Genomic DNA, 24,341 nt, shown 5'->3' with positions numbered 1-24,341 from the left:
GGATGAATCCCCGCACCCGGCCGATCGTTCCGGGCGATATCGCAGATTTGGAAAGCGAGATCGGCCCGGCTGCGAGTTGCTGCCGGGCGGATCCTGCCTATTCGGAATGTCCACTAGCGCCACATCCCCCGCATGCGCGCGCCGATGTCAATGCGCGGGCCTTGGCTGGGGCCTCGCGCGGCGGCACTCGGAGACACGACCGGCCAATTTGTGCGCTCGAACAGGGTGAGCAGCTTCTCGGGTATGAAACGTGTCCTCGATGCATAAACATGGCGGTCACCCTGGGAATGCTGACCGTGTGTGAAGAAGCGCTGCGGCACGACCAGATGGAGATCGTCCTTTGCACGCGTCATCGCGACGTAGAGCAGGCGGCGCTCCTCCTCGAGCTCAGCGGACGTCCCGGCTCCAAGGTCTGATGGCATGCACCCGTCGACCACGTTGAGGACGTAGACTGACTTCCATTCCTGGCCTTTCGCCGAATGGATCGTCGACAGGATCACATAGTCCTCATCCAGCAGAGGCACGCCCGCCTGATCGCTGGTCGCGTCCGGCGGGTCCAGGGTAAGTTCCGTCAGGAAGCGCTCGCGAGAGGCATGTCCGCTAGCGATCTGTTCGAGTTGAATGAGATCGGCACGCCGAACCTCTGCATCTTCGTGGATGCGATCGAGATGTGGGTCGTACCAGAGACGGGCACGCTCCAGATCCGCAGGCCATTCCGAATATCGGAGATTGCCGATCGCCTCGACGAAAATGGTCCAGTCGTCGCCGGCGCGGGGTGGCGAGGGAAGGGTGGTAAGTGCCTCGAGCGGATCGGTTGCCTCCGCCATGCGATCGAGGATGCGCTGCGCGGAAGCGGGACCGACACCCGGCAACAGGTGCATCACGCGGAAGCCGGCGACACGATCGCGGGGGTTCTCGACGAAGCGCAGCAGCGCGAGCATGTCCTTGACGTGCGCGGCGTCGAGAAACTTGAGACCGCCGAACTTCACGAACGGGATGTTGCGACGGGTGAGCTCGACCTCCAGCGGTCCGCTGTGCGAGGACGTCCGGAAGAGTATCGCCTGTTGCTTGAGGAGAGCACCTTCCTCGCGGCTTTCGAGAATGCGCTCGACGATGTAGCGCGCCTGGTCGGCCTCATCCCGAACGGCGACCAAGCGAGGCTTTGCCGATGAAGTGCGCTCCGTCCAGAGGTTTTTGGTGAAGCGCTCCCTGGCGAGATCGATCACGCCGTTCGCGGCGGAAAGAATGGCCTGGGTCGAACGATAGTTGCGGTCTAGGGTGATGATCTCTGCCTTCGGACTGAACTGCTCGGGGAAGTCCAGGATGTTGCGGACGGTGGCCGCACGGAAAGAATAGATCGACTGCGCATCGTCGCCGACGACCGTGAGGCCGCGGCCTCCGGGTTTGAGCGCGAGCAGGACCGACGACTGCAGGCGGTTCGTATCCTGGTATTCGTCGACAAGCACATGATCGAACCGGCCGCCGATATCGTCGGCGATGCCGGCGTCGGACATCATCTGCGCCCAGTAGAGAAGGAGGTCGTCGTAATCGAGAACGTTGTGCTTCTGCTTGGCTTCGACATACGCCGCGAACAGCTCCTTGAGTTCGGTGGCCCAGCCGGAGCACTAGGGATAAAAGGCTCCCAGCACCTGCTCAAGTTCGCTCTCGGCGTTGACGCAGCGCGAGTAGATCGAAAGGCACGTACCCTTGGCCGGGAAGCGGCTCTCGGTTTTCGACAGACCGCGTTCATGCCTGACCAGATTCATCAGATCGGCAGAGTCTTCGCGATCATGAATGGTGAAAGCGGGATTGAGACCAATCTGCTCAGCATATTCGCGAAGCAATCGGGCACCGATACCGTGGAAGGTGCCGGCCCAACTCAGCGCGTCAGTCATGATGCCGGCATTGTTGCCAAGAACCTTACGAGCAATCCGCTCGACGCGCTTCGACATCTCGGACGCAGCGCGGCGCGAAAACGTCATCAAGAGAATACGGCGAGGATCAGCACCGCTGACAATGAGGTGGGCAACCCGGTGAGCAAGCGTGTTCGTCTTGCCGGATCCGGCTCCGGCAATGACGAGCAGAGGAACTCCGATATGACTGTCGGCGGTTACACCGTGCTCGACGGCCTGGCGCTGCTCCGGGTTGAGCGACTCAAGATATGATGCGGCTGTCGAAGCGAGCACGAATCAGTTCCTCTGCTGAGATTCAACGCTCGATGATTTCCGCCAGAACCGCAACATATTCGACTGCGTTACGGCTGCAGTCAGGGTGCGTGGTAAATATTCTTAGTCGTCCGGGTGCACTGCTTGCAGTCAGCTTAGGCCGCCGCTTTGTCTTCTTTGTCGATCCCGCGCATGACGATTCGTAGTGCATCATCGGGCAGGGGACGCTGCAGCGCTCTTGCCTCATCCCACGGGGCGCGCATCCAGATCTCGCGCTCCTCCTCCGTGGTGAGGATCACCGGCATTGCCTTTGAATGGATAGGCGCCACGACCGCGTTCGGCGCGGTCGTCAGAAAGCCGTAGACCAAATGCGGCCCCGGAATCGGCTTCGACTTCGTGCCGCGATCGCCCTTGAATTCGGTCCAGATGCCGGCGAAGCAAAACAGCGGCCGGCTGTCATCGAGCGCGAACCAGACGACGTCCTTCTTCTTGGTCTCCGGATTCGTCTCGGGCGCGTACTCGGCGAAGCTGTTCGCCGGCACCAGACAGCGGTTTTCCGGCTTCAGCCAGCCGCGCCAGTGGGGAGAAGATGTATTGCGAATATTCGTCACCGGCGGGCCGCCGGTCCTCGGTGGTGACGGCATGCCCCAGCGCATCAACACCATCTCTTCAGCGTCACCGACGTTGCGGACCACCGGCGCCGGATAATCCGGAAAGACGCCAGGCATCGGCGGCAGGTTCCCGACATACCGGTTCATGCGCCGGAACAGGCCGACAATGGCCGCCTGGTTGGTCGTGATCGAATACAGATTGCACATCTCTAGTTCACTCTCGGCAATCAGGACACCTTACTCGCCATGCCCTGTTCGCACGACCGCATCATGATGCCGCCGAGGATCTTGCCGGCGCTGGCTCGAATTTTTCGTTCGGTATCTTCCGGCATCGCTGGCAATTTGTACGTTGCGACGAGATCGGCAAGCTCCCTGTGAACGTCCGAGCGGAAGCCTTGCGGATCATCCGCCATTCCAGAGACGATTTGAAACAAGGTCATGAGCATGAACTGGATCGCCATGTCGGCGCCCATGTGCTCGGCCTGGTCATCGGTTATAAACGAACATTTGTCCTGATGTTTCGACACGATTTCACTCCGCCTTGCATCTATCCGTTGTAGGTCCGAAAGCGACCGCGCGTGTACGCATGCGATACGGCCTTTTTCAGCTCCGCTATCTCGGATTCCAGGAAATGGTTCGCGACAATCAGCGCACGAACAGCCGCTCGCGTGTCGCCGTCGCAAGCGGCGATTGCCTGGTCCACCGAGGCCTCCAGCCCATCGTCTTGTTCTTTCGGCTGGGAGACCGAGGACATCGCGTTGTTCCAGGTTGACCATCGGCAGTTTATGTTCTTATTTTGTTCTCATGGAGTCAAGCCGTCGTTTCAAGCCACCTTGGACCTTGGTCCGGGAGAATTCCGAGTGCTACGTGGTCAAGGACGCCAACGGCGTGACCCTTGCGTGGCTCTATTGCCGCGACGATACGCAACGCTACAGCTTCGGTGTCAGCAAGCTTTCCTCGGACGAAGCGCGCCGGATCGGCAAGGCGATCGCGCGCATTCCCGAATTTCTGATGCAGCGACAGGGATTTTATCAACGCGGTGGCGCGTCGCGCTGGCGTGCTGACCGGCCGTACCATGTTGCCCTCGAGGATCGCTACATTCGCGAGCATTGGGATGAAATTGACGCGCTCTGCAAGCTCAACAGCCTGCCATTCAATGCGACCGACGAGGTGATCGAGGATGTCGGCGTCTGGAGGGTCTACGAGTTTACCTGGCAGATGGACGCAATCCTATTCTGGGACCGCTTTGAGGGACGGTGGCTGCGGGGCACGGAGTTTCATTATCCGGAGCGACCCGAGAATCTGCCGTCACTCAAGCCGCTTCAGAACTGGCCGAAATTCAATCCACGCAATTTGCGATAACCACAGGTGCCAAGGTCATAAGCATGCATCGATCTCTCGTCTTACTGATGTTTCTATTGGGGTCCAGCACGTCCTTCGCAAATGATCTCATTGGCCAAGCCAGCATCATCGACGGCGATACGCTGGAAATTCATGGGACACGCATCCGGCTCTGGGGCGTTGATGCTCCGGAGAGCAGCCAGCTGTGCCGAGGTGCGGATAGCAACCTGTATCGCTGTGGGGCGAACGCAGCCAATGATCTCGACACCTTCATCGCGCGGCGACCAGTGACTTGTACGCCGGTCTCAGAAGATCAATACGGCCGGAGTGTAGCGATCTGCTCGGTCGGCGGCGCCGATCTCGGGGAATGGCTTGTTCGCAATGGCCTTGCGCTGGATTGGCCGCAATATTCGAAAGGGAAGTACAACTCCGCCCAGCGCGATGCAGACCGTTCGGGGCGCGGTATGTGGGCGGGCAGCTACGTGGCGCCATGGTTGTTTCGTGGGTGCATCAGGGCCGGCGGCGCCCCGACCAACTGTTCGGATGATGCAAACTCACATCCTTGAGTGCGCGCGCAGTCGGCGATTCGGAGCTTCGGTATTTAAGAGCTGAACCAACATTGGCGTGAGCTAGCGCCTTCTATGCGACTCACGCTAAGCAGTCGTCGTTACCTTCTCACGGCACAAAGGGAATACAATGATTGCGACCGCCCACGAATTGCCGGCTTCAGGTTATGCGCTTGAAGTCGACGGTCGACTCAAGGCCGAATTTGCCACAAGGGATGGGGCCAAAACGGGCGCGGAAGAGCTGAAGAAGCGTTTTCCCATGCTTCAGATCCGGATCTATGACGCGCAGACCAAGACGCGGGAAGAAGTGCTGTTTCCGCAAGTCTAGTTCCTGATGATTGAACAACGCTTGCTCTCGGAAGACGTTCGCTCGTATGCCGGAATGTATCAAATCGATTTAAGGAGTTCGGTCGCCTCAACGAGGGCCGTACCGATGATCGGTTTGAATGAGTTCCTGATCGCGAGCTCTGCGATGGTCGCATTGACGAAGTCCGGTTTCAATCGTTCGATCGCGCTCAGCGTCTTGGCGACGTCATCCTTGTGGTGCTTCAGCGCGCTGATGATGTAATCGCGATCGTGGCGTGCCGCCGCTGCAATGTCAAAAATGTCGCGCGGCTTGATCGTCGCGCCGCGGTAATGAATTTTCTTGGCAATGACCTCCGCAACCGTTTCCAGGTCGACTTCCTCGCCCTCGATCTTCTGCCTCGTCGTCGCGATGTCCGTAACGGCGTGAGCTACGATGAAGTCGATCTCGCCGAGACTCTCGAAAGCCAGCTTGAGGAAGCCTGTGCCGTCGCCGCCGTAGTCCGATGGCCTGATCTCGAACTCGAAATCATGCAGTTTGGGATCGAGAAAGGGCAGGAGCTGCGCATCGGGCAGAAAGATATCGACGTCGTGGCTCTCGCGATGACCAATTTGCAGCATCATCGCCGTGCCGCCGCCGAACGACCATGTATCGATGATGAGCTGCTCGGAGTTGACCTGACGTATCAGCGAGCAGGCGATGCGAAAAAGACGCGCCCAGTCTGGTCCGTCTGCGCTCACGCGGCGAGTGGATAGGATTCGCCGGAGAATTGCGCGAATGTCTTTGCGGCGGTGACGAGCTCTGCTTCGCTGATGTGAAATGCGCCCGCAAAAGCCTTCTGCAACTCCGGGGCGACTTCGCCGAAAAACGCCGACATCTGCCCGGGCCAGGCCTTGGCGGCCTCAGGATGCGTCAGACAATGGGCAAGCGTCGGCGCGTCCAGCTTCTTGCTGTACGGCGCATTCACGGTCGTCAGAACCGACGCGGGAAACATGCCCATTACCTTCACCGTCTTAAAATACGTCCAAGCTGCAGCTCACACCTTAAAGATGGCTCGGCGCGGAACCAAGTCAACAGCTTGGCGGCTCGCCGTCAATAAAGCCTGAACCATTTGGCTTCTGGGGCTTGCGGGCTATAACGAATTGATTTGTAACGTGTAATTTGGCCGAAGGAAAAGCCAAAGCCGGCGGCAGCATGGGGAACCTGAACAAACCCCGGTGCCGCCTGGTGGTCCGGAAGGTTGGGCGTCTCCCTCCGGGACCGGGCCGTCGGCTGCGCTGAAACTCCGGCTTACGCCGGGTTTTCCCCCTTTCGGGCTCCATCCCTGACGCGGTGTTTGCGGCTTCGCTCGACCGCTTCGTAACCCGTCGTGGGCGCTGAGGCAGCGCTGAGCGAGAGGAAGAGTGCAGGCCGGGTTGGTCATGACGGGTCGAGGACCGGAGGAGAGTCTTCCGGTGCCCGTCATGGAGATTGCTCTCATGAACATGCAGAGTCTTGATGCCAGCCGCGACGCCAGCGGCGGTTACAGGGTGGACGTGAGCCGCGGCGAGCGCGTCGGTCGGGTATCCTCCGAGTGGTTTTCTCGGCCGGCGGACGAGCGCTATCTGTCGCTCAACGAGTTGGCGCGCACCGTGCGTGATCGCACGGACCGCAGCCGCACGCGCGTGATCGAAAGTGCGCTCATTCATGTCGAGGCGAGCCGCACCGATCCCGAGCGCTTGGCCCTGATGCTGCCCGGCTCGGACACGCCCGTCGCGCCGACCCACTGGAGCTTCGGCCAGCTCGCAAGCCATGTCGGTGCTCCGGCCGCTTACCTGCGGCAGCTCCCTGCGGCACTCGCCGGGATCAACCTGCAATATGGCCTGACCGCCAATCGCGCCGAACAGATCAAAACGCTCGAAACCGACGATGGTCGCGTTGAGCTTCGCGCCGTCACCAGCCCGGACTATGGCCGGATATTTGACCACGAACTGGTTGAGGCCGTGCAGCGCATCGCCGGCAACGGCACGGGCGATACGCGATGGAAGGTACCGGGCGTGCTCGACTGGTCGACCGGCATCTACAATCCCCGTGTCGACATCTCCAAGGACACGACGACCCTCTATGCATCCGACAGGGACGTTTTCCTTTTCCTGGTCGACGACCTGAACCCGATCGAAGCTGGCCGTCTCCGGGACGGCTCGCCCGACCTCTATTTCCGCGGCTTCTATTGCTGGAACTCGGAAGTAGGCGCCAAGACGCTTGGCATGGCGAGCTTCTACCTCCGCGCAGTTTGCCAAAATCGCAATCTGTGGGGCGTGGAAGATTTCGAGGAGATCATCATTCGCCATTCGAAATACGCGGCCTCCCGCTTTGCGCACGAGGCGGCCCCAGCGCTGCTGAACTTCGCCAACTCGTCACCCATGCCCTTCGTCAATGGCATCAAGGCCGCGCGCGAGCGGATCGTGGCGCATAGCGACGAGGATCGCACTGAGTTTCTGCGTCGCCGCGGCTTCTCCAAGGCCGAGACAGCCAAGGTGATTGACACGGTGCTGGCGGAGGAGGGGCGGCCGCCTGAAAGCATCTTTGATTTCGTGCAGGGCATCACCGCCGTCGCACGCGACAAGCCGCATCAGGATGCTCGCCTCGACATGGAGGCCAAGGCGAAGAAGCTGTTGGATCGCGCCGCCTGACCCCGCGAAGCCAGGACGATCTTTCGTGCCTTGGCTTCTTTCTTCACGCCTCCCGGTTCGTCCCCTGTGGCGCTGCCCTCTTGGAGTAAGAGGGCGGCGCTTCGCTCCGTGAACGGCTTGGAGGTCGAGAGAAAGGCTTTCGGCCGGCCGTTCTGGAGAAACTGACATGGCAAGTGCCGTTCAGAAGATCAAGCTATCGCCGTCGCGCGATATTCCGTTCAACAAGCTGGTGCTCTCGCAATCGAATGTCCGCCGCACCAAGGCCGGCATTTCGATCGAGGATCTCGCCGAGGACATCGCACACCGGAAGCTACTACAGAGCCTCAATGTTCGGGCCATTCTCGATGCCGATGGCCAGGAAACCAGCATGTGGGAAGTGCCTGCCGGAGGCCGACGCTACCGCGCACTTGAGCTTCTGGTGAAGCAGAAGCGTCTGGCGAAGACCGCTCCGGTTCCGTGCATCGTCAGCGACAGCACCGAGATCACCGCGGAGGAGGACTCGCTTGCCGAAAACGTGCATCGCGTCGCGCTCCATCCCCTCGACCAGTTTCGGGCATTTCAGACGTTGCGCGAGCAAGGCCGTTCCGAGGAGGAGATCGCGGCCATCTTCTTCGTCTCCGTCAATGTCGTGAAGCAGCGGCTCCGTCTCGCGGCCGTCTCACTGAGGCTGCTCGACGTCTATGCCGACGACGGCATGTCGCTCGACCAGCTGATGGCGTTCACCGTTACGGCCGATCATGTCCGCCAGGAACAGGTCTGGGGGAGCGTCAACAAGTCGGGCTACGACGAGCCGTACCAGATCAGGCGACTTCTGACCGAGCGCGCGGTGCGGGCCTCCGACAAGCGCGCGCGCTTTGTCGGTCTCGCAGCCTATGAGGCGGCCGGCGGCAACGTGCTGCGCGATCTCTTCGAGGAGGATGGCGGCGGCTGGCTCGAGGATGTCGCTTTGCTCGAACGTCTTGTCGCCGACAAGCTGCGGGCGGAAGCAGAAATCGTAGCCGCCGAAGGCTGGAAGTGGCTGGATGTCGCCGCCAGCTTTCCCTACGGCCATGATCACGGTCACCGCCGGCTCGAGGGAACGCCGCCTGATCTGACCTCCGAGGAGCAGGCGAGCTTCGATGCCCTTCAGGCGGAGTATGACACACTTCAGGCCAAATATGAAGACGCGGATGAATTGCCGGACGAGGTGGATGCTCGTCTTGGCGAACTCGAGGAAGCGCTCGAAGCCTTTGCTAATCGGCCGGACGTCTTCAAGCCTGCCGAGATCGTCCATGCCGGCGCCTTCGTCAGCATCGATGGCGAAGGCGGCTTGCAGGTCGAGCGGGGCTATGTTCGTCGCGAGGACGAAGCCGCCTTCGTTGCAGCGACGACCGAGCCTGATCCTGAACTGCGCCCAGCAACGTCCAGCTCCGATGGCGATGACGGTGGCGCGCCACCGGTCCAGCGCGCCACGATCACGGTCGAGGGGCAGACGGGCGCAGTCGAGGAGGAAGACGACGATGCCATCCGGCCGTTGCCCGACCGGCTCGTGACGGAGCTGACCGCGCATCGCACGCTGGCACTGCGCGATGCCGTCGCGTGCCATCCGCAGGTCGCGATGACAGCGTTGCTGCACAAGCTCTGTGTGGACGCCTTCTACCAGACCTATACGCCGGGATGTCTTGAAGCCGGCGTGCGCCACGTTCAGCTTCCCGGTCAAACGCCGGATCTGAAGGAAAGTGCGTACGCCAAATCCATCGCGGATCGGCACGCGGCTTGGCAGGCCGACATGCCGACCGACGAACAGGCGTTGTGGAACCGGCTCGCCGCGCTCGACGATGCCAGCCGGCTGGCGCTTCTCGCCCATTGTGCGTCCTTCGGCCTCAACGCGCTGTTCGAGAAGGTCGACCGCTATGGCGGCTCCGGCGTGACCGCCAATGGCCTGCAGCGTCGCCTCGACCAGGCGGATCGCCTGGTGCGTGCGGTCGATCTCGACATGGCAGAGGTTGGCTGGCGGCCGACGGTCGACAACTATCTCGGCCGCGTCACCAAGAGCCGGATCCTCGAAGCGGTTCGCGAGGCCAAGGGCGAGGGAGCCGCGCAGCTCATCGACCACCTCAAGAAGAGCGAGATGGCCAAGGAAGCCGAGCGTCTGCTCGCGGATACCCGCTGGCTCCCCGAGCCGCTACGGCTCGCCGAGTTGGCTTCGCCGTCGGACGCCAACGATGGTTCGTCAGAGCCGCTGCCGGAATTCCTGTCCGGCGACGAGGAACAGGCGAACGACGCTGGCGAGAATGAGCCGACACACGCCGTCGCCGCCGAATGACCCACTCCTGCGGGGCGGCAGATGCCGCCCCGCAGCCTCTCGCCACATCCTCTCATCTCTCACGCCCGGCCATCGCGCCAGGCTTCTTTTTTACAGGAGCACACTCATGACCGACGACAGCTCAACGCCGGGATCGGGTTTCGATTCTGCCTCCTGGCTCGCGCGAGACCAGGAATTCGTCAAACTCTGCAGATCGGTACTTGCAGAAAACAAGTCCGCGTTGTTCGACGTCCTCGCCGCCGCGCGTATCGACAGCGTGGAGATCACGTTCAACGGCTATGCCGACGAGGGACAGATCGACGGCGCGGTCGCGGACGGAGAGGGGAGTGATACGGATTTCCATTGCATCCATGTCGAGATTGGACGGGTTGAATGGGGCAACCAGATTGTCACGCGCCAAACCCTTTCCGTGAGGGACGCGATTGAGAAGCTGGTCCACGACCTCCTCGAACAGACCTATTCCGGATGGGAGAACAACCAGGGGGCCTACGGCGACTTCCTCTTCGACGTCGGCGAGCGAACGATCACGCTCAACTTCAATGAACGGATCGAGACCTCCGAATACACTCAGTATGTGTTTTGAGGGAGGAAGCAATGGCACATCCCTATCATCACTCGCTCTCCTCGATGAAGAAGTGGGGCGGGAAGGTCGACGATTACCTGGCGATCCATAACTGGTTCGACGCCAGCAAGCAGATCACCGCGGATTTCCGGCACCGCGCGCTTCGCCATCACGCCGAGGGTATCTTCATGGCCGAGACCATCTTCGGTGCGACCATCACATTGTCCTCCGGCCGCGTGATTCCGACGCGCTGGGTCGGTGAGCAGCACGTAATCGAGGATCTCGGATACATCCCGTCCTTCGCCGAGTGGGTGAGGTGCATCCGTCCCGAACCCTGGATGACCCGCACGCGGCGCCTCGCTGACGAGATCGAACCGCCGCTCTTGCCGAACACAGTTGCGGAAGGAGACTGACATGTATGGCACCTATCTACGCCTCGACATTACCGTGCATGACGGTTGGCGGGCCGTCATTCGTGCGGCATCCCGCAAGCTCGCCCGGCAAGCGCGACGCGATCCGAAGCGTCGGGCCGCACGCAAGCGCTTCTATCGCGAGATGCTCGACTATCACCGGCAGGAGCAAGCCATCGTGCGGATCTGGCGGCTCTGACACGTTCGTTGTCGGACGCTCTTTCTTATTTCATCTCATCCCGGCCCTGCACTTTGCGACGAAGTGTCGGGCCGTCGCAGTTCAGGAGAACCGACATGGCCGACTACTACAGCCCAACCGTGATTCAGCAGACGATATCTGAAGCGGACATGACCCCGCTTGAACGGCTGCTGTTGTCCCACATCTTTGACAGCCAGCGCGACGGAGAAGGTTGGTATTTCTTCTCCGAGGTCGCACCGGTCGACATGACAGCGATTGGGCGAGGGGCACTCGAGGCCGCGCTCGCCGCGTCCGAACCGGATGTAGATAGTACAGCCAACGTCTTTGCGAGGAAGCTGCTGGCCGGCCTGAAGGGCGAAGAGCTTCAGGACGAGACCTTGGCTCTCGATTTCAGCGAGACCTCCTGGGAGTCCATCTTGCAAGACATCGTGCGGCGTTCGCCGATGCTCAGATATGTGTCGGTGGTGTCGTCCTTCACGTGTTCGCGCATGCGAGCCGATGGCTTCGGTGGCGCCGTCGTCGTGATCTCGGCCGACGCCATCCTTGGCAAGTCCACCACCGATCTTCTCGAGGAGTTCATCGATCAGGTCGTACCTTGGAGCGATGGCTGACCATTCCCACGACGAGCGGGGCGGAGTTCGCTGTCGGCCAGGATCTTCGGATCAGCACAATATGCACCGCGACCCGACACACGGCGTCCACCTGCCGCCCGCGTGATACTTATTCCGAACCTCACACATCCTATTCGCCTCCCGATACGCGTTGCGTCGCGTCCTGTCTGGGCGCGGCGCATCTGATGTCAACGGGCAAGCCGTTCCCGCTTCGGCGAAAAGCGCCTCGCGTGACATCCGATGCTCAACCACGCCCCGCCCTCGGTCCGCCGCAACGCTAGGGATCAGGAGGCAAAGGGCGATGTGCAAGGTTCTGAACAAGCATCACGCGGGAGTTCCGGCCGGCGCCATCTACATCGGTCGCGGCAGCCAATGGGGCAATCCGTTCCGGATCGGCCAGGACGGCGACCGCGTGGCCGTCATCGCGAAGTACGAGCGGTGGCTGGCCGACCAGCACCACTTGCTGCGCGCGCTCGACGAATTGCGCGGACGCGATCTCGTGTGTTTCTGTTCACCGCGCGCCTGCCATGGCGATCTCTTGCTGCGGCTCGCCAACGCCACGCGCGACGAGCGCATCGCGTGGTGGCGAGCCATCAAGGCCGCGGCATGAAACCGAGACGGGCTCAGTCCTGACGCCTCGATGTCTGCAACCCTGACCTTCATCCAGTCAGAAGGTGTCGCCGCCGCCGCCGAAACGGGGTCACAGCGCTAGCTGTCGCCGCAGAGAAGGAGTATCGCAGCCAGCACGTCCGTGCACCGCGCCGCAATCGCGACGACCCATGTTACCCCTGGTTCTTTATGCATGAGCCCGTGGGAACCGAAAGTCAGTTACTTCAGATATCCCATCGTACCATGCTGGACCAGACCGCCTCGAGCACGAGCGGTACCCCCAAAATGCTGCGCATTTTGGCTCCCCCACTCGCCGGCTCCGCCGGTCGCCTCCGGCGATCCTCGACCCGATCTGGTCCAGCATCGTGCACGTCTCTCGTCTTCAAACAGAGGAGAGACACATGCTTACCATCTACGACGAAATCCAACAGTTACGCGCCGAGCTCACGGCCTGCATCTTCACACGTAGTGAACGCCGGGCAGCTCGAGCGAAACTCGAAAAGCTCCTCGCAGAGCAGGCGGCAATCGATCGAAAGTTCGACGCGATGGCCATCGAGAAGGAGCCGCCCGAATGAGGACTTCTTCTCACAAGCAGTCTGACGTCGACCTAAGCGCGCTATCCCAATTGTCAGCCGCCGCCTTGCAGATCGTCGTCAGAGATCGGCTCGCCGCCTTCGGCGATCCCTGGCCGCCCGCCTGTCGCGGCGATCTCTTGCTGCGGCTCGCCAACGCCACGCGCGACGCGCGCATCGTCTGGTGGCGGGCCATCAAGGCCGCGGCGTGAAGCCGAGATGAGAGGAAGAGGCGGGCCGGAAGCGGGCGAGCCCGGTGGCGGCGAGAGCGAGCCGCCGGGATGGTTCGCTCGCTCTCGGAGCCTCCCACATGTCCAGGACATCCAACGCCTTCGATTTTCGCAAGTCAGTCGCCTACGACACTGAGGCCAAGCGCCTCTTCCACAGCCGTGCGAGATCTCAGCTCCGCCGTATTGCCATAGCGCTGGGTCTTAAGGCCGATGCCTACGACCTCCGCTCCAACCAGGCCGGCATTGCCGTGTCCGGCGAAATTACCCTCCACGGCGATCATCTTTACGTGCAGGTCTCCCAATCGGCGATGGGTTACCACAGCGGCGTTTTGTTTCGGACCTGCAAGGGCCGGAAGGACTATGTCGGCGGCCCGAACAATTTCGCATCGCTCGACTTGCTCAACCGGCCCGACGAGCTCGCGCATTGGATCCGCGAGGTCTGCCATGTTTGACATTATTCGCCACATTGCTCGCATCCTCGGATCGCGGGCGCGCGTTCGCTGCTACCGCGCTTGCTATCGTCTTTCACGATGGCGACGAGGCTGGCGCTACGCGGCCGGTCGCCTCTCGGCCGATGAGGCCCAGCGCATCATGCTCGATTGCCGATATCCGGCAGGCTGGCATCCGCTGCTTGTCCTCACCGTTGAGGATGCCCTCGAACAGGCGCGCGAAGAGATCGCCGATCATCCCGATCTGGCGCGCCTGGTCGCGGACGGCTGCGCGCGCGTTGGCGATAAGTGGGAACCCTACTACGGCGAACTGTTGGAGGCGCGATGCTGGGCGATCAACCTCGCCAAGAATTACGCCGTCGACGAAGGCATCACATTCGTTCTGCTCAATGATGAGCTCGACTCCAACAAGTGATCGCCGCTTCGGATCATTCGCTCGAAGGGTCCGGCGCTGCATGCCGGACCCTTTTCTTTTTTGGCGGAGCTCAAGAGGGAGAGGCGGGCCGGGAAGGGTTCGAGCCGGCGGTTTCAGGAGAGTGCCGGGCGGCTCGATCCCTTCCGCTCTCCCGAGAAATCCTGCCATGACCGAATCTCTTGTCGGCGGCTCCGCCGTGCCGCTTCCGATCCGTGCGACCGCAATTGTTGTCTCCGGCGTCATCAAGGCTGCGCGACAGCTTTTCACCGATCTTGAACGAGGTCGGCGTATCGACGCCGCTGTCCTCCGCAACGCCATGGAGGCAGCGTTTGCCGCCTCCGATGCGACCGGCGCCTGGAACTGGAAGACGGCCTATGACGCCTGCGAGGCGGCGACCGTGCTGTTCCTTCGACGGTATGGCGCCGCCATGCGCGCCAAGGCGGCGTCGCCGGCCGCCATGCTGCCGATGCTGCTGAGGATTGCAAGCCTTCTTCCGACGCAGACACGGCGGTCAGAGGAAAGTGAATCCCTTCAGCAGTTCTCCACGCCGATTGGGCTGGCATACGTTGCCAGCATCGCTGCAGCGATCACCCCTGCTGACGTCGTTCTGGAGCCGTCGGCCGGCACCGGCCTTCTTGCCGTCCTCGCTGAACTCGCCGGCGCCTCGCTCATTCTCAACGAGTTCGCCGAGAGCCGTGCCGACATCTTGGCGCAGCTTTTTCCCGCGGTCTCGACGACCAGGTTTAACGCCGCGCACATCAACGACCACCTCGATGCCGGCATCGTGCCGAGTGTCGCGCTGATGAACCCGCCGTTCTCAGCCGCGGTTCATGTCGATCGCCAGATGCGAGACACGGCGTTACGGCACGTTGTCTCCGCGCTGGCCCGTCTTCCCGAGGGCGGACGGCTCGTCACCATCACAGGTGCCAACGTCGCCCCGGACAATCCCGCCTGGACCGAGGCCTTCGTGCGGCTGCAGGAACTGGGCCGTGTCGTATTCTCGGCGGCGATTGACGGCGCCATCTATGCCAAGCACGGCACGACCGTCGACACCCGCCTGACCGTGATCGATCGCGTGCCGGCCAGCGACGTCGCGTCATTTCCGGCTTCCCCCGGCATCGCTCCGGATCTGCCGACCTTGCTCGGCTGGGTGATGCAGCACGTGCCGCCGCGTGGCCCGATCGCGGGCACTCCGGCGGCGGCGGTGCCAGCGATTGCTGGCATTCCAACGCCCCGAACGGTCCGCGCTTACGTCAGCCAGCGTTCGCCAGCAGCGGTCGCGCCAGCCGTCGATGTCATAGCGACGGAAGTCGCCTACGAGCCAGTCGACTGGATGCCCACCGATGCCAGCAAGATCACCGATGCGCTTTATGAGGCTTACGCACTGCATTCGATCCGCATCCCCGGTGCGCAGGCGCATCCCACGAAACTCGTGCAGTCGGCAGCCATGGCTTCCGTCGCGCCGCCAAAGCCGTCCTATCGACCGCATCTGCCAGCCAATGTCGTCACAGATGGCATTCTGTCGGACGCCCAACTCGAGAGCATCATTTACGCCGGCGAGGCGCAGTCGGCATTTCTCGCCGGCTCCTGGACGGTCGACACGACTTTTGACGTCGTGGCCGCGGCGCCCGACGACGCAGAGAATGCCATTCGCTTTCGTCGCGGCTGGTTCTTGGGCGACGGCACCGGCGCGGGTAAGGGACGGCAGGTCGCGGGGATCCTGCTCGACAACTGGCTGAAGGGTCGCCGCCGCGCGGTCTGGATCAGCAAATCCGATAAGCTGATCGAGGATGCGCAGCGCGATTGGGCGGCGCTCGGCATGGAGCGCCTGCTCGTCACGCCGCTCTCGCGTTACCGGCAAGGCACGCCAATCCGGCTGTCGCAAGGTATCCTTTTTACGACCTACGCTACGCTGCGCACCGATGAACGCGGAGAAAAGCTTTCGCGCGTCCGTCAGATCGTCGAATGGTTGGGCTCCGACCCCGGCTCGCAGGCCGGGGCAGGTTTTGACGGAGTGATCATTTTCGACGAGTCGCATGCGATGCAGAACGCCGTTGGAGGCAAGGGCGAGCGTGGTGATCAGGCGGCCTCGCAGCAGGGACGCGCGGGGCTCAGGCTCCAGCATGCCCTGCCAAACGCTCGCGTGGTCTATGTCTCGGCGACCGGGGCCACCACAGTGCACAATCTCGCTTATGCCCAACGGCTCGGCCTCTGGGGTGGCGAGGACTTCCCGTTTGCCACGCGCGCCGAATTTGTCGAGGCGATCGAGGCGGGCGGCGTCGCGGCGATGGAAGTGCTGGCCCGCGATCTCAAGGCGCTCGGCCTCTATGCGGCCCGTTCGCTCTCCTACGAGGGCGTCGAATACGAACTGGTCGAACACCGGCTCACGCCGGAACAGATCCGCATCTACGACGCCTACGCCGGAGCGTTCTCCATCATCCACAACAACCTCGACGCGGCGATGCGGGCGGCGAATATCACCGGCGAGACCGGTACGCTGAATGCTCAGGCCAAGTCCGCCGCGCGTTCCGCCTTCGAAAGCGCCAAGCAGCGCTTCTTCGGGCATCTCTTGACCTCGATAAAGACGCCCTCGCTGGTCCGCTCGATCGAGTGCGATCTCGACGCCGGCCACGCCGCGGTGATCCAGATCGTCTCGACCGGGGAGGCGCTGATGGAGCGCCGGCTCGCGGAGATTCCGACCAAGGATTGGGGCGACGTCCAGGTCGACATCACCCCGCGCGAGTACGTGCTCGACTACCTCGCTCATTCCTTCCCGGTGCAGCTCTACGAGCCCTTCACCGATTCCGAGGGCAACCTCTGTTCCCGGCCCGTCTTTCGTGACGGCCAGCCGGTCGAGAGCCGTGAAGCCGTGGCACGTCGTGACCGATTGATCGAGAAGCTCGCCTCGCTGCCGCCCGTGCCGGGTGCGCTCGACCAAATCGTCCAGCGCTTCGGCACCGACATGGTTGCCGAGGTCACAGGCCGCTCGCGCCGCGTCATTCGCAAGCGCGATCGTCTGCTGGTCGAGAACCGCGCCGCCTCGGCCAATCTCGCCGAGACTTCGGCGTTCATGGACGATGTCAAGCGCATCCTCGTCTTCAGCGATGCCGGCGGCACGGGGAGGAGCTACCACGCCGACCTTTCGGCGCCGAATCGCAGGTTGAGAGTTCACTACCTGCTTGAGCCGGGCTGGAAGGCGGACGCCGCCATTCAGGGCCTGGGCCGCACCAACCGCACCAATCAGGCGCAGCCACCCTTGTTCCGGCCGGTTGCGACGGACGTGAAGGCGGAGAAGCGCTTTCTCTCGACCATCGCCCGCCGTCTTGACACGCTGGGCGCGATTACGCGCGGCCAGCGCCAGACCGGCGGCCAGGGCTTGTTCAGGCCCGAGGACAACCTCGAAAGCCACTACGCCCGCGACGCGCTGCGCCAGCTCTACCATCTGCTCGTGCGCAGCAAGGTCGAGGGTTTCTCGCTTGAGACGTTCGAGGACTCAACCGGCCTGAAGCTCACCGATACCAACGGCATCAAGGACGAACTGCCGCCGATCACCACCTTCTTGAACAGGCTGTTGGCGCTCACCATCGACCTGCAGAACGTTCTGTTCACCGTATTCGAGCAGTTGCTCACCGCTCGCATCGAAGGCGCGATCGCGTCCGGCACCTACGATGCCGGCCTGGAGACGCTACGTGCCGAGAGCTTCGTCGTCGCCGACCGGCGCGTCATCTACACCCACGCCGGGACCGGCGCGGAGACACGGCTGCTCACCATCACCGAACGCCGGCGCAACCGTCCGGTGACGCTCGACGAGGCGCTCGATCGGCTTTCCGGTTCGGGCGGTGTTCTGCTCGTCAACGAGCGCTCGGGCCGGGCTGCCGTTCAGGTGCCGGCGCCGAGCTTCATGCTCGATGACGGCGAAATCGAACGGCGCGTCCGGCTGATCCGGCCGATGGAGCATAACAGCCTCCCGCTGAAGATGATGGCGGAAAGCCATTGGGAGGAGGCCGACCGCGAACGCTTCGCTACGGCCTGGCAGGCCGAGCTCGGCGAGGTGCCCGAGTTCACCGACAGCACCATCCATGTGGTGGCCGGCCTGCTTCTGCCGATCTGGAAGCGGCTGCCGGACGAATCGACCAGGGTCTACCGGCTTCAGACGGATGCCGGCGAGCGCATCATCGGACGGAAAGTTTCGCCGGGCTGGGCGGCGGCCGCGCTGGCTGGCGACGCTCCGGCGCTGACGCCGGACGCCGCCTTCGCCGCGCTGCTCGAAGGGCGCACGGTTCTCGAGCTTGCCGAAGGCTTAAAACTTCGGCGCGTTCGCGTGATGGGTGTCGATCGCATCGAACTGTCTGGCTTTGCCGATACCATGCGCGATCGTCTACGTGCCTTTGGGCTCTTCTCGGAGATCATCTCCTGGAAGCTGCGCATGTTCGTGCCATCAGATGCCAATGGCGTCGGCGTCCTGGCCAAGGTGTTCGCACGCTATCCGGTTGAACGAGTCAGTGAACGGGAGGCTGCGTGATGCCACGCGACGCTTCCGAACTGGCACGCCGTCTCGCGCGTGAGGCCGAGGCCGTGTGCCGCCATTATCTCGCCAACGGCAAGCGCGAGGGGCGCTACTGGTTGGTGGGCGACGTCCAGAACACACCGGGCCGCTCCTTGTTTGTGCGGCTCTATGAATCTCCCAAAGGACCGGCCGGCAAATGGACTGACGCAGCGACCGGAGAGCATGGCGATTTGCTCGACATTATTCGCGAGCGCCTTGGTCTCAAACACTTCCGCGATGTCGCTGATGAGGCGAGGCGGTTTCTGAAGCTGCCTCGCCCGGTGCTCGAACTTTCCACGAAACCTCCTCGTCCAGCGGTACAGCGCGGATCTCGGGAGGCGGCCAGACGCCTCTTTGCGATTTCGCGACCGACCGAGGGGACTCTCGTGGAGCTCTACTTGCGCCGCCGCGGCATCGTCGAACTGCACCACGGTGGCAGTCTCCGCTATCAGCCACGCTGCTATTACCATGGGCCCGATGAAGACTCACCTCCCGAAATCTGGCCGGCGATGATTGCCGCGGTCACGGATCTCGATGGCACCATCACCGGGGTGCACCGCACGTGGTTGGATCCCGACGGCTTTGATCCCTACCGGCTCGGTAAGGCGCCGATCGACACCCCACGACGCGCGATGGGTGATCTACTTGGCAACGCCGTCCGCTTTGGTGTGGCCAATGATGTGCTCGTTGCCGGAGAGGGCATCGAGACCATGCTCTCGCTCCGTTGCATGCTTCCGACCATGCCCATGGCGGCGGCACTCTCCGCAAACCATCTTGCGGCCCTGCTTCTGCAGTTCACAGTCCGACGCCTCTATGTCGCGTGCGACGCGGACGCAGCCGGAATGCGCGCGGCGGCGACTTTGACGTCCCGGGCAGCGGAAAGCGGCATCGAGACGTTTCCACTATCGCCTACGCTCGGCGACTTCAATGAGGATCTGCGCACGGCAGGCATTGAGGATCTTCGGACGACCTTACGCCAGCAGCTTTTGCCGCAGGATATTGTCCGCTTCTTGCCCCTGACGACGACCGATACGGCCTGACGGAGGCCGCTTCGATCGCCTTTCGTCATCGCCGGTCGGCCCGAGGCCGGCATTGCCGGCCAGAGTCGCACCCCGGCCTTCTAGAGGGCGATCGGACGGCAAGCGTCCCGGCCCGGCAATGGCTACGGGGCGGCTATTTTCCGCCGCGCGCCACCGAATGGATACTCACATTATTTATGGGACGACGGCGCGCTTTGCATCGCGAAGCAAAATAGCCGCCCCTCCGCCATCCTCCGCTTCGCTCCGGCCCTGCGCGTTGCTCCGGGTTCTGGTCCGTTCCGCCTGCCGCCTGGTGATCGCCACGAAGGCCGCGATGGGCGCGGCCGATCCGGCAAAAGGACCTCGGGCCATGACGACCGACCAAGACGATACCGAATTCGAACCGCCGCACGACTCATCTCCGACCGATCATCTGCTGGGCGAGCTTCAGCTCCATGGACACCGTCCCTTCCAGGACGAGCCTGACCCGAGACCGCTACCTGAAGGCAAAGCCATCGCAGGCGCCATCGCCGACATCTTCGACGCCCTGGTCGCCACTCTGAGCGACACCCGGCTCGAGCCGGACCTGGAGGATCTGCTTTGGTCCACCGTCAACCTGTTCCATCGTGCCGCCGACCGCATCGGACGCCAGCTCGATGACAACGAACAGGCACAACGCAAGAGCCAGCGTGAGCAGAACGGTTCCGAGGTGCAGTCGGTCGAACTTGAGCGCTTGACGGCCGAAGGCATCACGTTGATCGAACGCCGAAACTGCCTGGAACTCTTCCGCGATCAGGCCATCGAACGCTTCGAGATTCACACCGGCTCATCCTGGCGCCCTCGGTCGGGGTCACTCGTCAACCATCGCACGCTCACCGCAGCAATGATCGACTCTCGCGAATTTATCGCAGCCAAACGCCGCGCCGAGACCGAGGTCATGTTGCCGGCAGGGCCAAAGGTCGCTCTTACCGGTGGCCTCGACTTCAATGACCACCGCCTGATCTGGGATAGCCTCGACAAAGTTCACGCCAAGCATCCCGACATGGTCCTCATCCACGGCGGTTCGCCAAAGGGTGCCGAGCTGATCGCCTCCAAATGGGCGACCAACCGCAAGGTACCGCAGATCGCTTTCAAGCCCGACTGGACCAAGCATGCCAAGGCAGCACCGTTCAGACGCAACGATGCCATGCTCGAACTGCTGCCGATCGGCGTCATGCATTTCCCAGGCACGGGAATCCAGGACAACCTTGCCGACAAGGCGAAGCGCCTTGGGATCGCCGTTTGGAAATTCGGCGCTTCGTGAGCGCCGACTTTCCATCTTCCACACCACCGAGACGGAGTTGCATCGCCGCAACTCCGCCTCGTTTCGATTGCATATCCAAAACTGCGCCGTGGTGGTGGTGGAAGGCGCAACCATTACATCCATGCACACGGAGCCACCACCATGTTCGCCCTTGGTCTTCTCCTCAATTTCGCTGGCATCGGCTTGTTCTGCTGGCTGATCTTCACGCTGGCAGTATATGCCTTGCCGTTTTTTGTCGGACTCTACGTCTTCATGCTGGCATTGCACGGCGGTGCCGGCATCCTTGGAGCGCCGCTTGTTGGCATTGCCGCCGGCGGGATCACTCTAGCGATCGGTCAAACGGCCTTTGCCATGACTCGCTCTCTGATCATCCGTGCTATCATTGCGACCCTGTTCGCCGTGCCGGCGACACTTGTTGGCTATCAGGCCGTATTTGCGATGTCGCAAATCGGCGTGCCGTCGTTGGTATGGCGCGAGATCTTTGCCTGTCTCGGCGCGGTGCTTATCGGCGGCGCGGCGTGGACGCGGTTGGCCATCTTCACCGAGACCGGCCAGCTCGATTCGGGCAGGGCAGTCGGCAGCAATCCTCAACCCGTTCTCACGGCCGCTGCGTACAGGCAATGATCCTGCCGCCATCTGCCTGCTGAACTCGTCGGTTAGAGCGGCGCGCCGAGCGTGGGCAGCGGGCCTGAGCGAGAGGTAGTCGCGACCTTCCTCGACGAACATCGATCAGACAGCATTGATTGCGGTCGACATACACACGGATGGGATGGTGAAGTCGTTCTCGCGGCTGGCCTTGCGCTGACGATATCGCCTTTTGTCTCCGTTCGTTTCTTTTTCTACGCTGAATCTCTTCGACTTCTTGCCTAACCAAACCGAAGCCCGCCATCTTCTCCCGGACTTGTGGTTCAGCACGCGACGCACGTGGCCTCTGTGATGGCTTGATCTGACCGAAGACCGGCTGCGCCTCGATCGTCTGAGCCGCAACGCCGTCGCTTAAGACTTTCTTCCCCTGGGCTAACGCCCATTCCTCGCGAGGCAAGAAAGTCTCTACGACAGCGTCCTCCGCTGCGCTTCGGCCCGCCGGGTGCGTCGCCGATCGTCTTCGGCCTGTAGATCGCCATCGAGGCCGCGGTGGTCGCGGGCTCGAAACACAAACAGGAGAAGTGACATGGCTACCATCGGTTCGTTCAAGAAGGTCGGTAACGATTTCCAGGGCGAGATCATCACCCTCAGCCTGCAGGCCAAAGGCGTCCGCATCGTCGCGGAATCCAGCCCCTCCAACGACAAGGCTCCGAGCCACCGAATCTTCGTGGGCCGGGCCGAGATAGGTGCCGCCTGGTCGAAGCGCTCCGAGGAAGGTCGCGACTATCTCTCGCTCAAGCTCGACGATCCCTCCTTCACGGCGCCCATCTACGCCAACCTGTTCGACGACGAGGGTGGCGAAGGATATACCCTGCTGTGGTCGCGGCCGCGGAAAAACGGCGAGTAAGGCTCGCCTCCCAAGCTGCCCTGTCCGGTCCTCCGGACGGGGCATTTCGCTTGTTGTACCTGAGTTCTCGCTCGGCAAGCCTATTTGCGCTTGCCGCTCCTTGCCCTCTCAGCCCGAGCTTCATCATCGGGCGCGACAAGATCAGCGTGGCTTATTCCAAGCGCACTCGCGAGTTCAAATAATGTCACCACCGTAGGATTACGTCGGCCTCTTTCGAGGCCGCTGATATACTGCTGGGTAAAGCCCGAGGCCTCGGCAAAGCTTTCCTGAGTAAAGCCTTTTGCTCTTCTATATCTCCCGAAATTGCGGCCGACCAACTTGCGCATGTCCATATGCGCAAGTTGCGTCTTTACATACTATGAGGTTTATCTCCTATAATATGTATTTTTCGAATTTGTCCCGTGTGCGCCGAGCGCGTCAGCATCTTGAGCGCGACGTCAAAGCGAGCATTTCAGAACGGATTCCATTACGGGATGTACTTCACCGTTTGTTTGGGTGTGAACTGTCCGGCTTCGACGAATTTATTAATCTTGTTGTCCACAAACCTGTAGACCAATGCAGAAGCTCGCGAGAAGATATTGGCCAGCGTTTGCGAGGTCGAAGCTTCTAGAGCCGTTAGGAGTTTCCTGTAATGCCGCCGCTCAATGCCAAATTGGCAGACGTAGCACCAGACGAGCCGACGCTGACACCATATGACGAGCAACACGCTGTCACTTATGTGCGTCTGCTCGATGCCGAAAAAGCCAATGCTGATTGGCGAGAAGTCGCGAGTATTGTTCTTCTTATCGATCCGATCTCGGAGCCGGACCGTGCTCGCCTTGCCTACGACAGTCATTTGGCGCGAGCGAAGTGGGTGGCGCGCCACGGTTATCGTCAGCTACTCAACCGTGGATGGCCAAAGGGCGAATGATGAAGCTTATTTGAAGCAAACGTGACGCCTTGCTGAAGACTCGTCGAAAAAGCAAACCAGCTTATCGAATGATAAATTGCCCGCAACTAGAAATGGTCACATTTGTCGTGCTGCAATTCCCTATCGTTTATGCAGTGGGGAAGCAGTCATGTTGGTTGTTGATTGGAGATCGGAGCAAGATTACGCAAACTTCGAAAAGGCAGAAACAGCCGACATCGCGTGGGAATGGCTCCGCCGTGATAGCGAATACGAGCAGGAATTCAGAAATCTGACATCGGCCGCACAATCAAGCGGGACACCTCACCAATTCCGAAAAAAATGGGGGCTCTCTTTTCGCAGCTGATCCCGAACAGGCGTTCGATCGGCAATCGATATTCTGGGCACCTGAAGCCCTCTCAACCGTCTTGTCGATCCGCCAATCCGGCGGGGCCAGCGATGCTGGGCAATATGCCATTGATTGGACCAGGCTTGCCGCTGGCGAATTTCGCCATGGGCCGGATGGTTGGCACGCCATTGTACCACTGGCAGGTGCCATCCACCGGCTCTACTTACCGGAAATGCCCGCAAGAGGTTCGCCGGTTCTTGCCGAATTGCCGTTCGACGCCAATTTCGACGTACGCCTGCTGGCGGCAAACCGATTTTGGTCCGCAATCGAAGGCCGCCGTCTTGGCAGGCCCCCGCTTGCACTCCCTCACCATCGTCGCCGTCGCTTCATATTGCGTATGCGGGCCCTGGACGCATGGTTGGCGGGCAATAGTTATCGCGAAATCGCGGAGGGCTTGTTCGGCAAGGAGCGCGTTCTTGGCCGCTCCTGGAAAGATAATGATCTTCGCAGCCTGATCATCCGCCTGGTCCAGAGCGGTATCGCTCTCATGCGCGGTGGTTACCGCGCATTGTTGCGTCCGTCATCTCGGAAGAAATAGCGTCGCCTTCAGGGGTGCCGAAAATGCACCCCCCAATCTTCGGCATCCCCCTTCGAGGCTCTCTTCCGCCATGGTGTCCGCCGACGCGCCGATGATTGCGCTGGCGTGCCGGACGACCATGGAGCCC

The 24,341-nt window shown here is 61.8% G+C and carries 28 protein-coding genes and 1 pseudogene; 22 read left to right on the top strand and 7 right to left on the bottom strand.

The features are described from left to right. Positions 1-113: 113 nt before the first annotated feature. From M6D32_RS03020 to M6D32_RS03005, 4 genes and pseudogenes are all read right to left on the bottom strand, one after another. A pseudogene (locus tag M6D32_RS03020) lies at positions 114-2,186 on the bottom strand (ATP-dependent helicase). 134 nt (positions 2,187-2,320) lie between these two features. Next, entirely contained in the window at positions 2,321-2,983 is a 663-nt protein-coding gene (locus M6D32_RS03015; RefSeq protein WP_298253172.1) for an SOS response-associated peptidase, read from the bottom strand. 20 nt (positions 2,984-3,003) lie between these two features. Beyond that, positions 3,004-3,303, bottom strand: coding sequence for a hypothetical protein (locus tag M6D32_RS03010; protein ID WP_298253170.1), 300 nt, complete (start codon positions 3,301-3,303; stop codon positions 3,004-3,006). Between the two features lie 20 nt (positions 3,304-3,323). After that, positions 3,324-3,530 (bottom strand): hypothetical protein, encoded by a 207-nt coding sequence (locus M6D32_RS03005; RefSeq protein WP_298253167.1) that lies wholly within the window; start codon positions 3,528-3,530, stop codon positions 3,324-3,326. A gap of 86 nt (positions 3,531-3,616) precedes the next feature. Here M6D32_RS03005 and M6D32_RS03000 point away from each other — a divergent pair, with 86 nt between their 5' ends. The 3 genes from M6D32_RS03000 (at position 3,617) to M6D32_RS02990 (ending at position 5,011) form a co-directional block, all read left to right on the top strand. Next, positions 3,617-4,138, top strand: coding sequence for a hypothetical protein (locus M6D32_RS03000; protein WP_298253165.1), 522 nt, complete (start codon positions 3,617-3,619; stop codon positions 4,136-4,138). A 23-nt stretch (positions 4,139-4,161) separates the two neighbouring features. After that, positions 4,162-4,683 (top strand): thermonuclease family protein, encoded by a 522-nt coding sequence (locus M6D32_RS02995; RefSeq protein ID WP_298253163.1) that lies wholly within the window; start codon positions 4,162-4,164, stop codon positions 4,681-4,683. Between the two features lie 130 nt (positions 4,684-4,813). Further along, positions 4,814-5,011, top strand: a complete 198-nt coding sequence (locus tag M6D32_RS02990; RefSeq protein WP_298253161.1) for a hypothetical protein — start codon at positions 4,814-4,816, stop codon at positions 5,009-5,011. Positions 5,012-5,070: 59 nt separating this feature from the next. Here the strand turns inward: M6D32_RS02990 and M6D32_RS02985 are convergent, their stop codons facing one another. Together M6D32_RS02985 and M6D32_RS02980 are read right to left on the bottom strand one after the other, a co-directional pair. Next, the gene (locus M6D32_RS02985) at positions 5,071-5,727 is read right to left on the bottom strand and encodes a nucleotidyl transferase AbiEii/AbiGii toxin family protein (RefSeq protein ID WP_298253159.1); all 657 of its coding nucleotides are present in this window, start codon (positions 5,725-5,727) and stop codon (positions 5,071-5,073) included. Then, positions 5,724-5,987 carry a hypothetical protein gene (locus tag M6D32_RS02980; RefSeq protein WP_298253278.1) on the bottom strand — a complete coding sequence of 88 codons (264 nt, stop codon included), beginning with the start codon at positions 5,985-5,987 and terminating at the stop codon, positions 5,724-5,726. The genes M6D32_RS02985 and M6D32_RS02980 overlap by 4 nt, the downstream gene beginning before the upstream one ends. A 478-nt stretch (positions 5,988-6,465) precedes the next feature. On the opposite strand from M6D32_RS02980, the gene M6D32_RS02975 reads away from it, so the two are divergent. The 16 genes from M6D32_RS02975 to M6D32_RS02900 all read left to right on the top strand — a co-directional run bounded on the left by M6D32_RS02975 (position 6,466) and on the right by M6D32_RS02900 (position 22,381). Beyond that, positions 6,466-7,659: a DUF932 domain-containing protein gene (locus tag M6D32_RS02975; RefSeq protein ID WP_298253157.1), complete on the top strand. Its 1,194-nt coding sequence runs from the start codon at positions 6,466-6,468 to the stop codon at positions 7,657-7,659. Positions 7,660-7,825: 166 nt separating this feature from the next. Next, complete coding sequence (locus M6D32_RS02970) at positions 7,826-9,964, top strand: ParB/RepB/Spo0J family partition protein (protein WP_298253155.1); 2,139 nt, start codon at positions 7,826-7,828, stop codon at positions 9,962-9,964. Positions 9,965-10,070: 106 nt separating this feature from the next. Then, positions 10,071-10,547, top strand: a complete 477-nt coding sequence (locus tag M6D32_RS02965; RefSeq protein ID WP_298253154.1) for a DUF6878 family protein — start codon at positions 10,071-10,073, stop codon at positions 10,545-10,547. Positions 10,548-10,558: 11 nt separating this feature from the next. Continuing rightward, positions 10,559-10,939, top strand: coding sequence for a hypothetical protein (locus M6D32_RS02960; RefSeq protein ID WP_298253152.1), 381 nt, complete (start codon positions 10,559-10,561; stop codon positions 10,937-10,939). Position 10,940: 1 nt separating this feature from the next. Further along, the gene (locus M6D32_RS02955; RefSeq protein ID WP_298253150.1) at positions 10,941-11,135 is read left to right on the top strand and encodes a hypothetical protein; all 195 of its coding nucleotides are present in this window, start codon (positions 10,941-10,943) and stop codon (positions 11,133-11,135) included. A gap of 95 nt (positions 11,136-11,230) precedes the next feature. Continuing rightward, positions 11,231-11,746 carry a hypothetical protein gene (locus tag M6D32_RS02950; RefSeq protein ID WP_298253148.1) on the top strand — a complete coding sequence of 172 codons (516 nt, stop codon included), beginning with the start codon at positions 11,231-11,233 and terminating at the stop codon, positions 11,744-11,746. Positions 11,747-12,047: 301 nt separating this feature from the next. After that, complete coding sequence (locus M6D32_RS02945) at positions 12,048-12,356, top strand: DUF4326 domain-containing protein (RefSeq protein ID WP_298253146.1); 309 nt, start codon at positions 12,048-12,050, stop codon at positions 12,354-12,356. Positions 12,357-12,756: 400 nt separating this feature from the next. Next, entirely contained in the window at positions 12,757-12,930 is a 174-nt protein-coding gene (locus M6D32_RS02940; RefSeq protein ID WP_298253145.1) for a hypothetical protein, read from the top strand. Next, the gene (locus tag M6D32_RS02935; RefSeq protein ID WP_298253144.1) at positions 12,927-13,139 is read left to right on the top strand and encodes a hypothetical protein; all 213 of its coding nucleotides are present in this window, start codon (positions 12,927-12,929) and stop codon (positions 13,137-13,139) included. The genes M6D32_RS02940 and M6D32_RS02935 overlap by 4 nt, the downstream gene beginning before the upstream one ends. Before the next feature lie 98 nt (positions 13,140-13,237). Continuing rightward, positions 13,238-13,609, top strand: coding sequence for a hypothetical protein (locus M6D32_RS02930; protein WP_298253142.1), 372 nt, complete (start codon positions 13,238-13,240; stop codon positions 13,607-13,609). Beyond that, positions 13,602-14,021: a hypothetical protein gene (locus M6D32_RS02925; RefSeq protein ID WP_298253140.1), complete on the top strand. Its 420-nt coding sequence runs from the start codon at positions 13,602-13,604 to the stop codon at positions 14,019-14,021. The genes M6D32_RS02930 and M6D32_RS02925 overlap by 8 nt, the downstream gene beginning before the upstream one ends. Positions 14,022-14,187: 166 nt before the next feature. Continuing rightward, a complete protein-coding gene (locus tag M6D32_RS02920; protein WP_298253138.1) occupies positions 14,188-18,543 on the top strand; it encodes a strawberry notch-like NTP hydrolase domain-containing protein in 4,356 nt (1,451 codons plus the stop codon). After that, positions 18,543-19,607, top strand: coding sequence for a toprim domain-containing protein (locus M6D32_RS02915; protein WP_298253136.1), 1,065 nt, complete (start codon positions 18,543-18,545; stop codon positions 19,605-19,607). Before M6D32_RS02920 ends, M6D32_RS02915 begins: the two co-directional genes overlap by 1 nt. Positions 19,608-19,956: 349 nt before the next feature. Beyond that, on the top strand, positions 19,957-20,889 hold the full coding sequence (locus M6D32_RS02910) for a DUF2493 domain-containing protein (protein ID WP_298253134.1): 933 nt from the start codon (positions 19,957-19,959) through the stop codon (positions 20,887-20,889). 183 nt (positions 20,890-21,072) lie between these two features. Further along, on the top strand, positions 21,073-21,513 hold the full coding sequence (locus M6D32_RS02905) for a hypothetical protein (RefSeq protein ID WP_366145811.1): 441 nt from the start codon (positions 21,073-21,075) through the stop codon (positions 21,511-21,513). A 547-nt stretch (positions 21,514-22,060) separates the two neighbouring features. Next, a complete protein-coding gene (locus M6D32_RS02900; RefSeq protein WP_211375943.1) occupies positions 22,061-22,381 on the top strand; it encodes a DUF736 domain-containing protein in 321 nt (106 codons plus the stop codon). Positions 22,382-22,461: 80 nt separating this feature from the next. Here the strand turns inward: M6D32_RS02900 and M6D32_RS02895 are convergent, their stop codons facing one another. Further along, positions 22,462-22,713 carry a helix-turn-helix transcriptional regulator gene (locus M6D32_RS02895; protein ID WP_298253129.1) on the bottom strand — a complete coding sequence of 84 codons (252 nt, stop codon included), beginning with the start codon at positions 22,711-22,713 and terminating at the stop codon, positions 22,462-22,464. A gap of 299 nt (positions 22,714-23,012) precedes the next feature. On the opposite strand from M6D32_RS02895, the gene M6D32_RS02890 reads away from it, so the two are divergent. From M6D32_RS02890 to M6D32_RS02885, 3 genes are all read left to right on the top strand, one after another. Further along, a complete protein-coding gene (locus tag M6D32_RS02890; RefSeq protein WP_298253127.1) occupies positions 23,013-23,291 on the top strand; it encodes a DUF2285 domain-containing protein in 279 nt (92 codons plus the stop codon). 148 nt (positions 23,292-23,439) lie between these two features. Beyond that, the gene (locus tag M6D32_RS26920; protein ID WP_366145809.1) at positions 23,440-23,634 is read left to right on the top strand and encodes a DUF6499 domain-containing protein; all 195 of its coding nucleotides are present in this window, start codon (positions 23,440-23,442) and stop codon (positions 23,632-23,634) included. A gap of 61 nt (positions 23,635-23,695) precedes the next feature. After that, positions 23,696-24,214 (top strand): DUF2285 domain-containing protein, encoded by a 519-nt coding sequence (locus tag M6D32_RS02885; protein ID WP_298253126.1) that lies wholly within the window; start codon positions 23,696-23,698, stop codon positions 24,212-24,214. Positions 24,215-24,341: the final 127 nt, after the last annotated feature.

Source organism: Bradyrhizobium sp. (genome assembly GCF_027307225.1).
In the GTDB taxonomy this organism is placed as follows: Bacteria; Pseudomonadota; Alphaproteobacteria; order Rhizobiales; family Xanthobacteraceae; genus Bradyrhizobium.
Note: the sequence above shows the minus strand (reverse complement) of the source record. Positions and strands in the feature narration are given on the sequence as shown.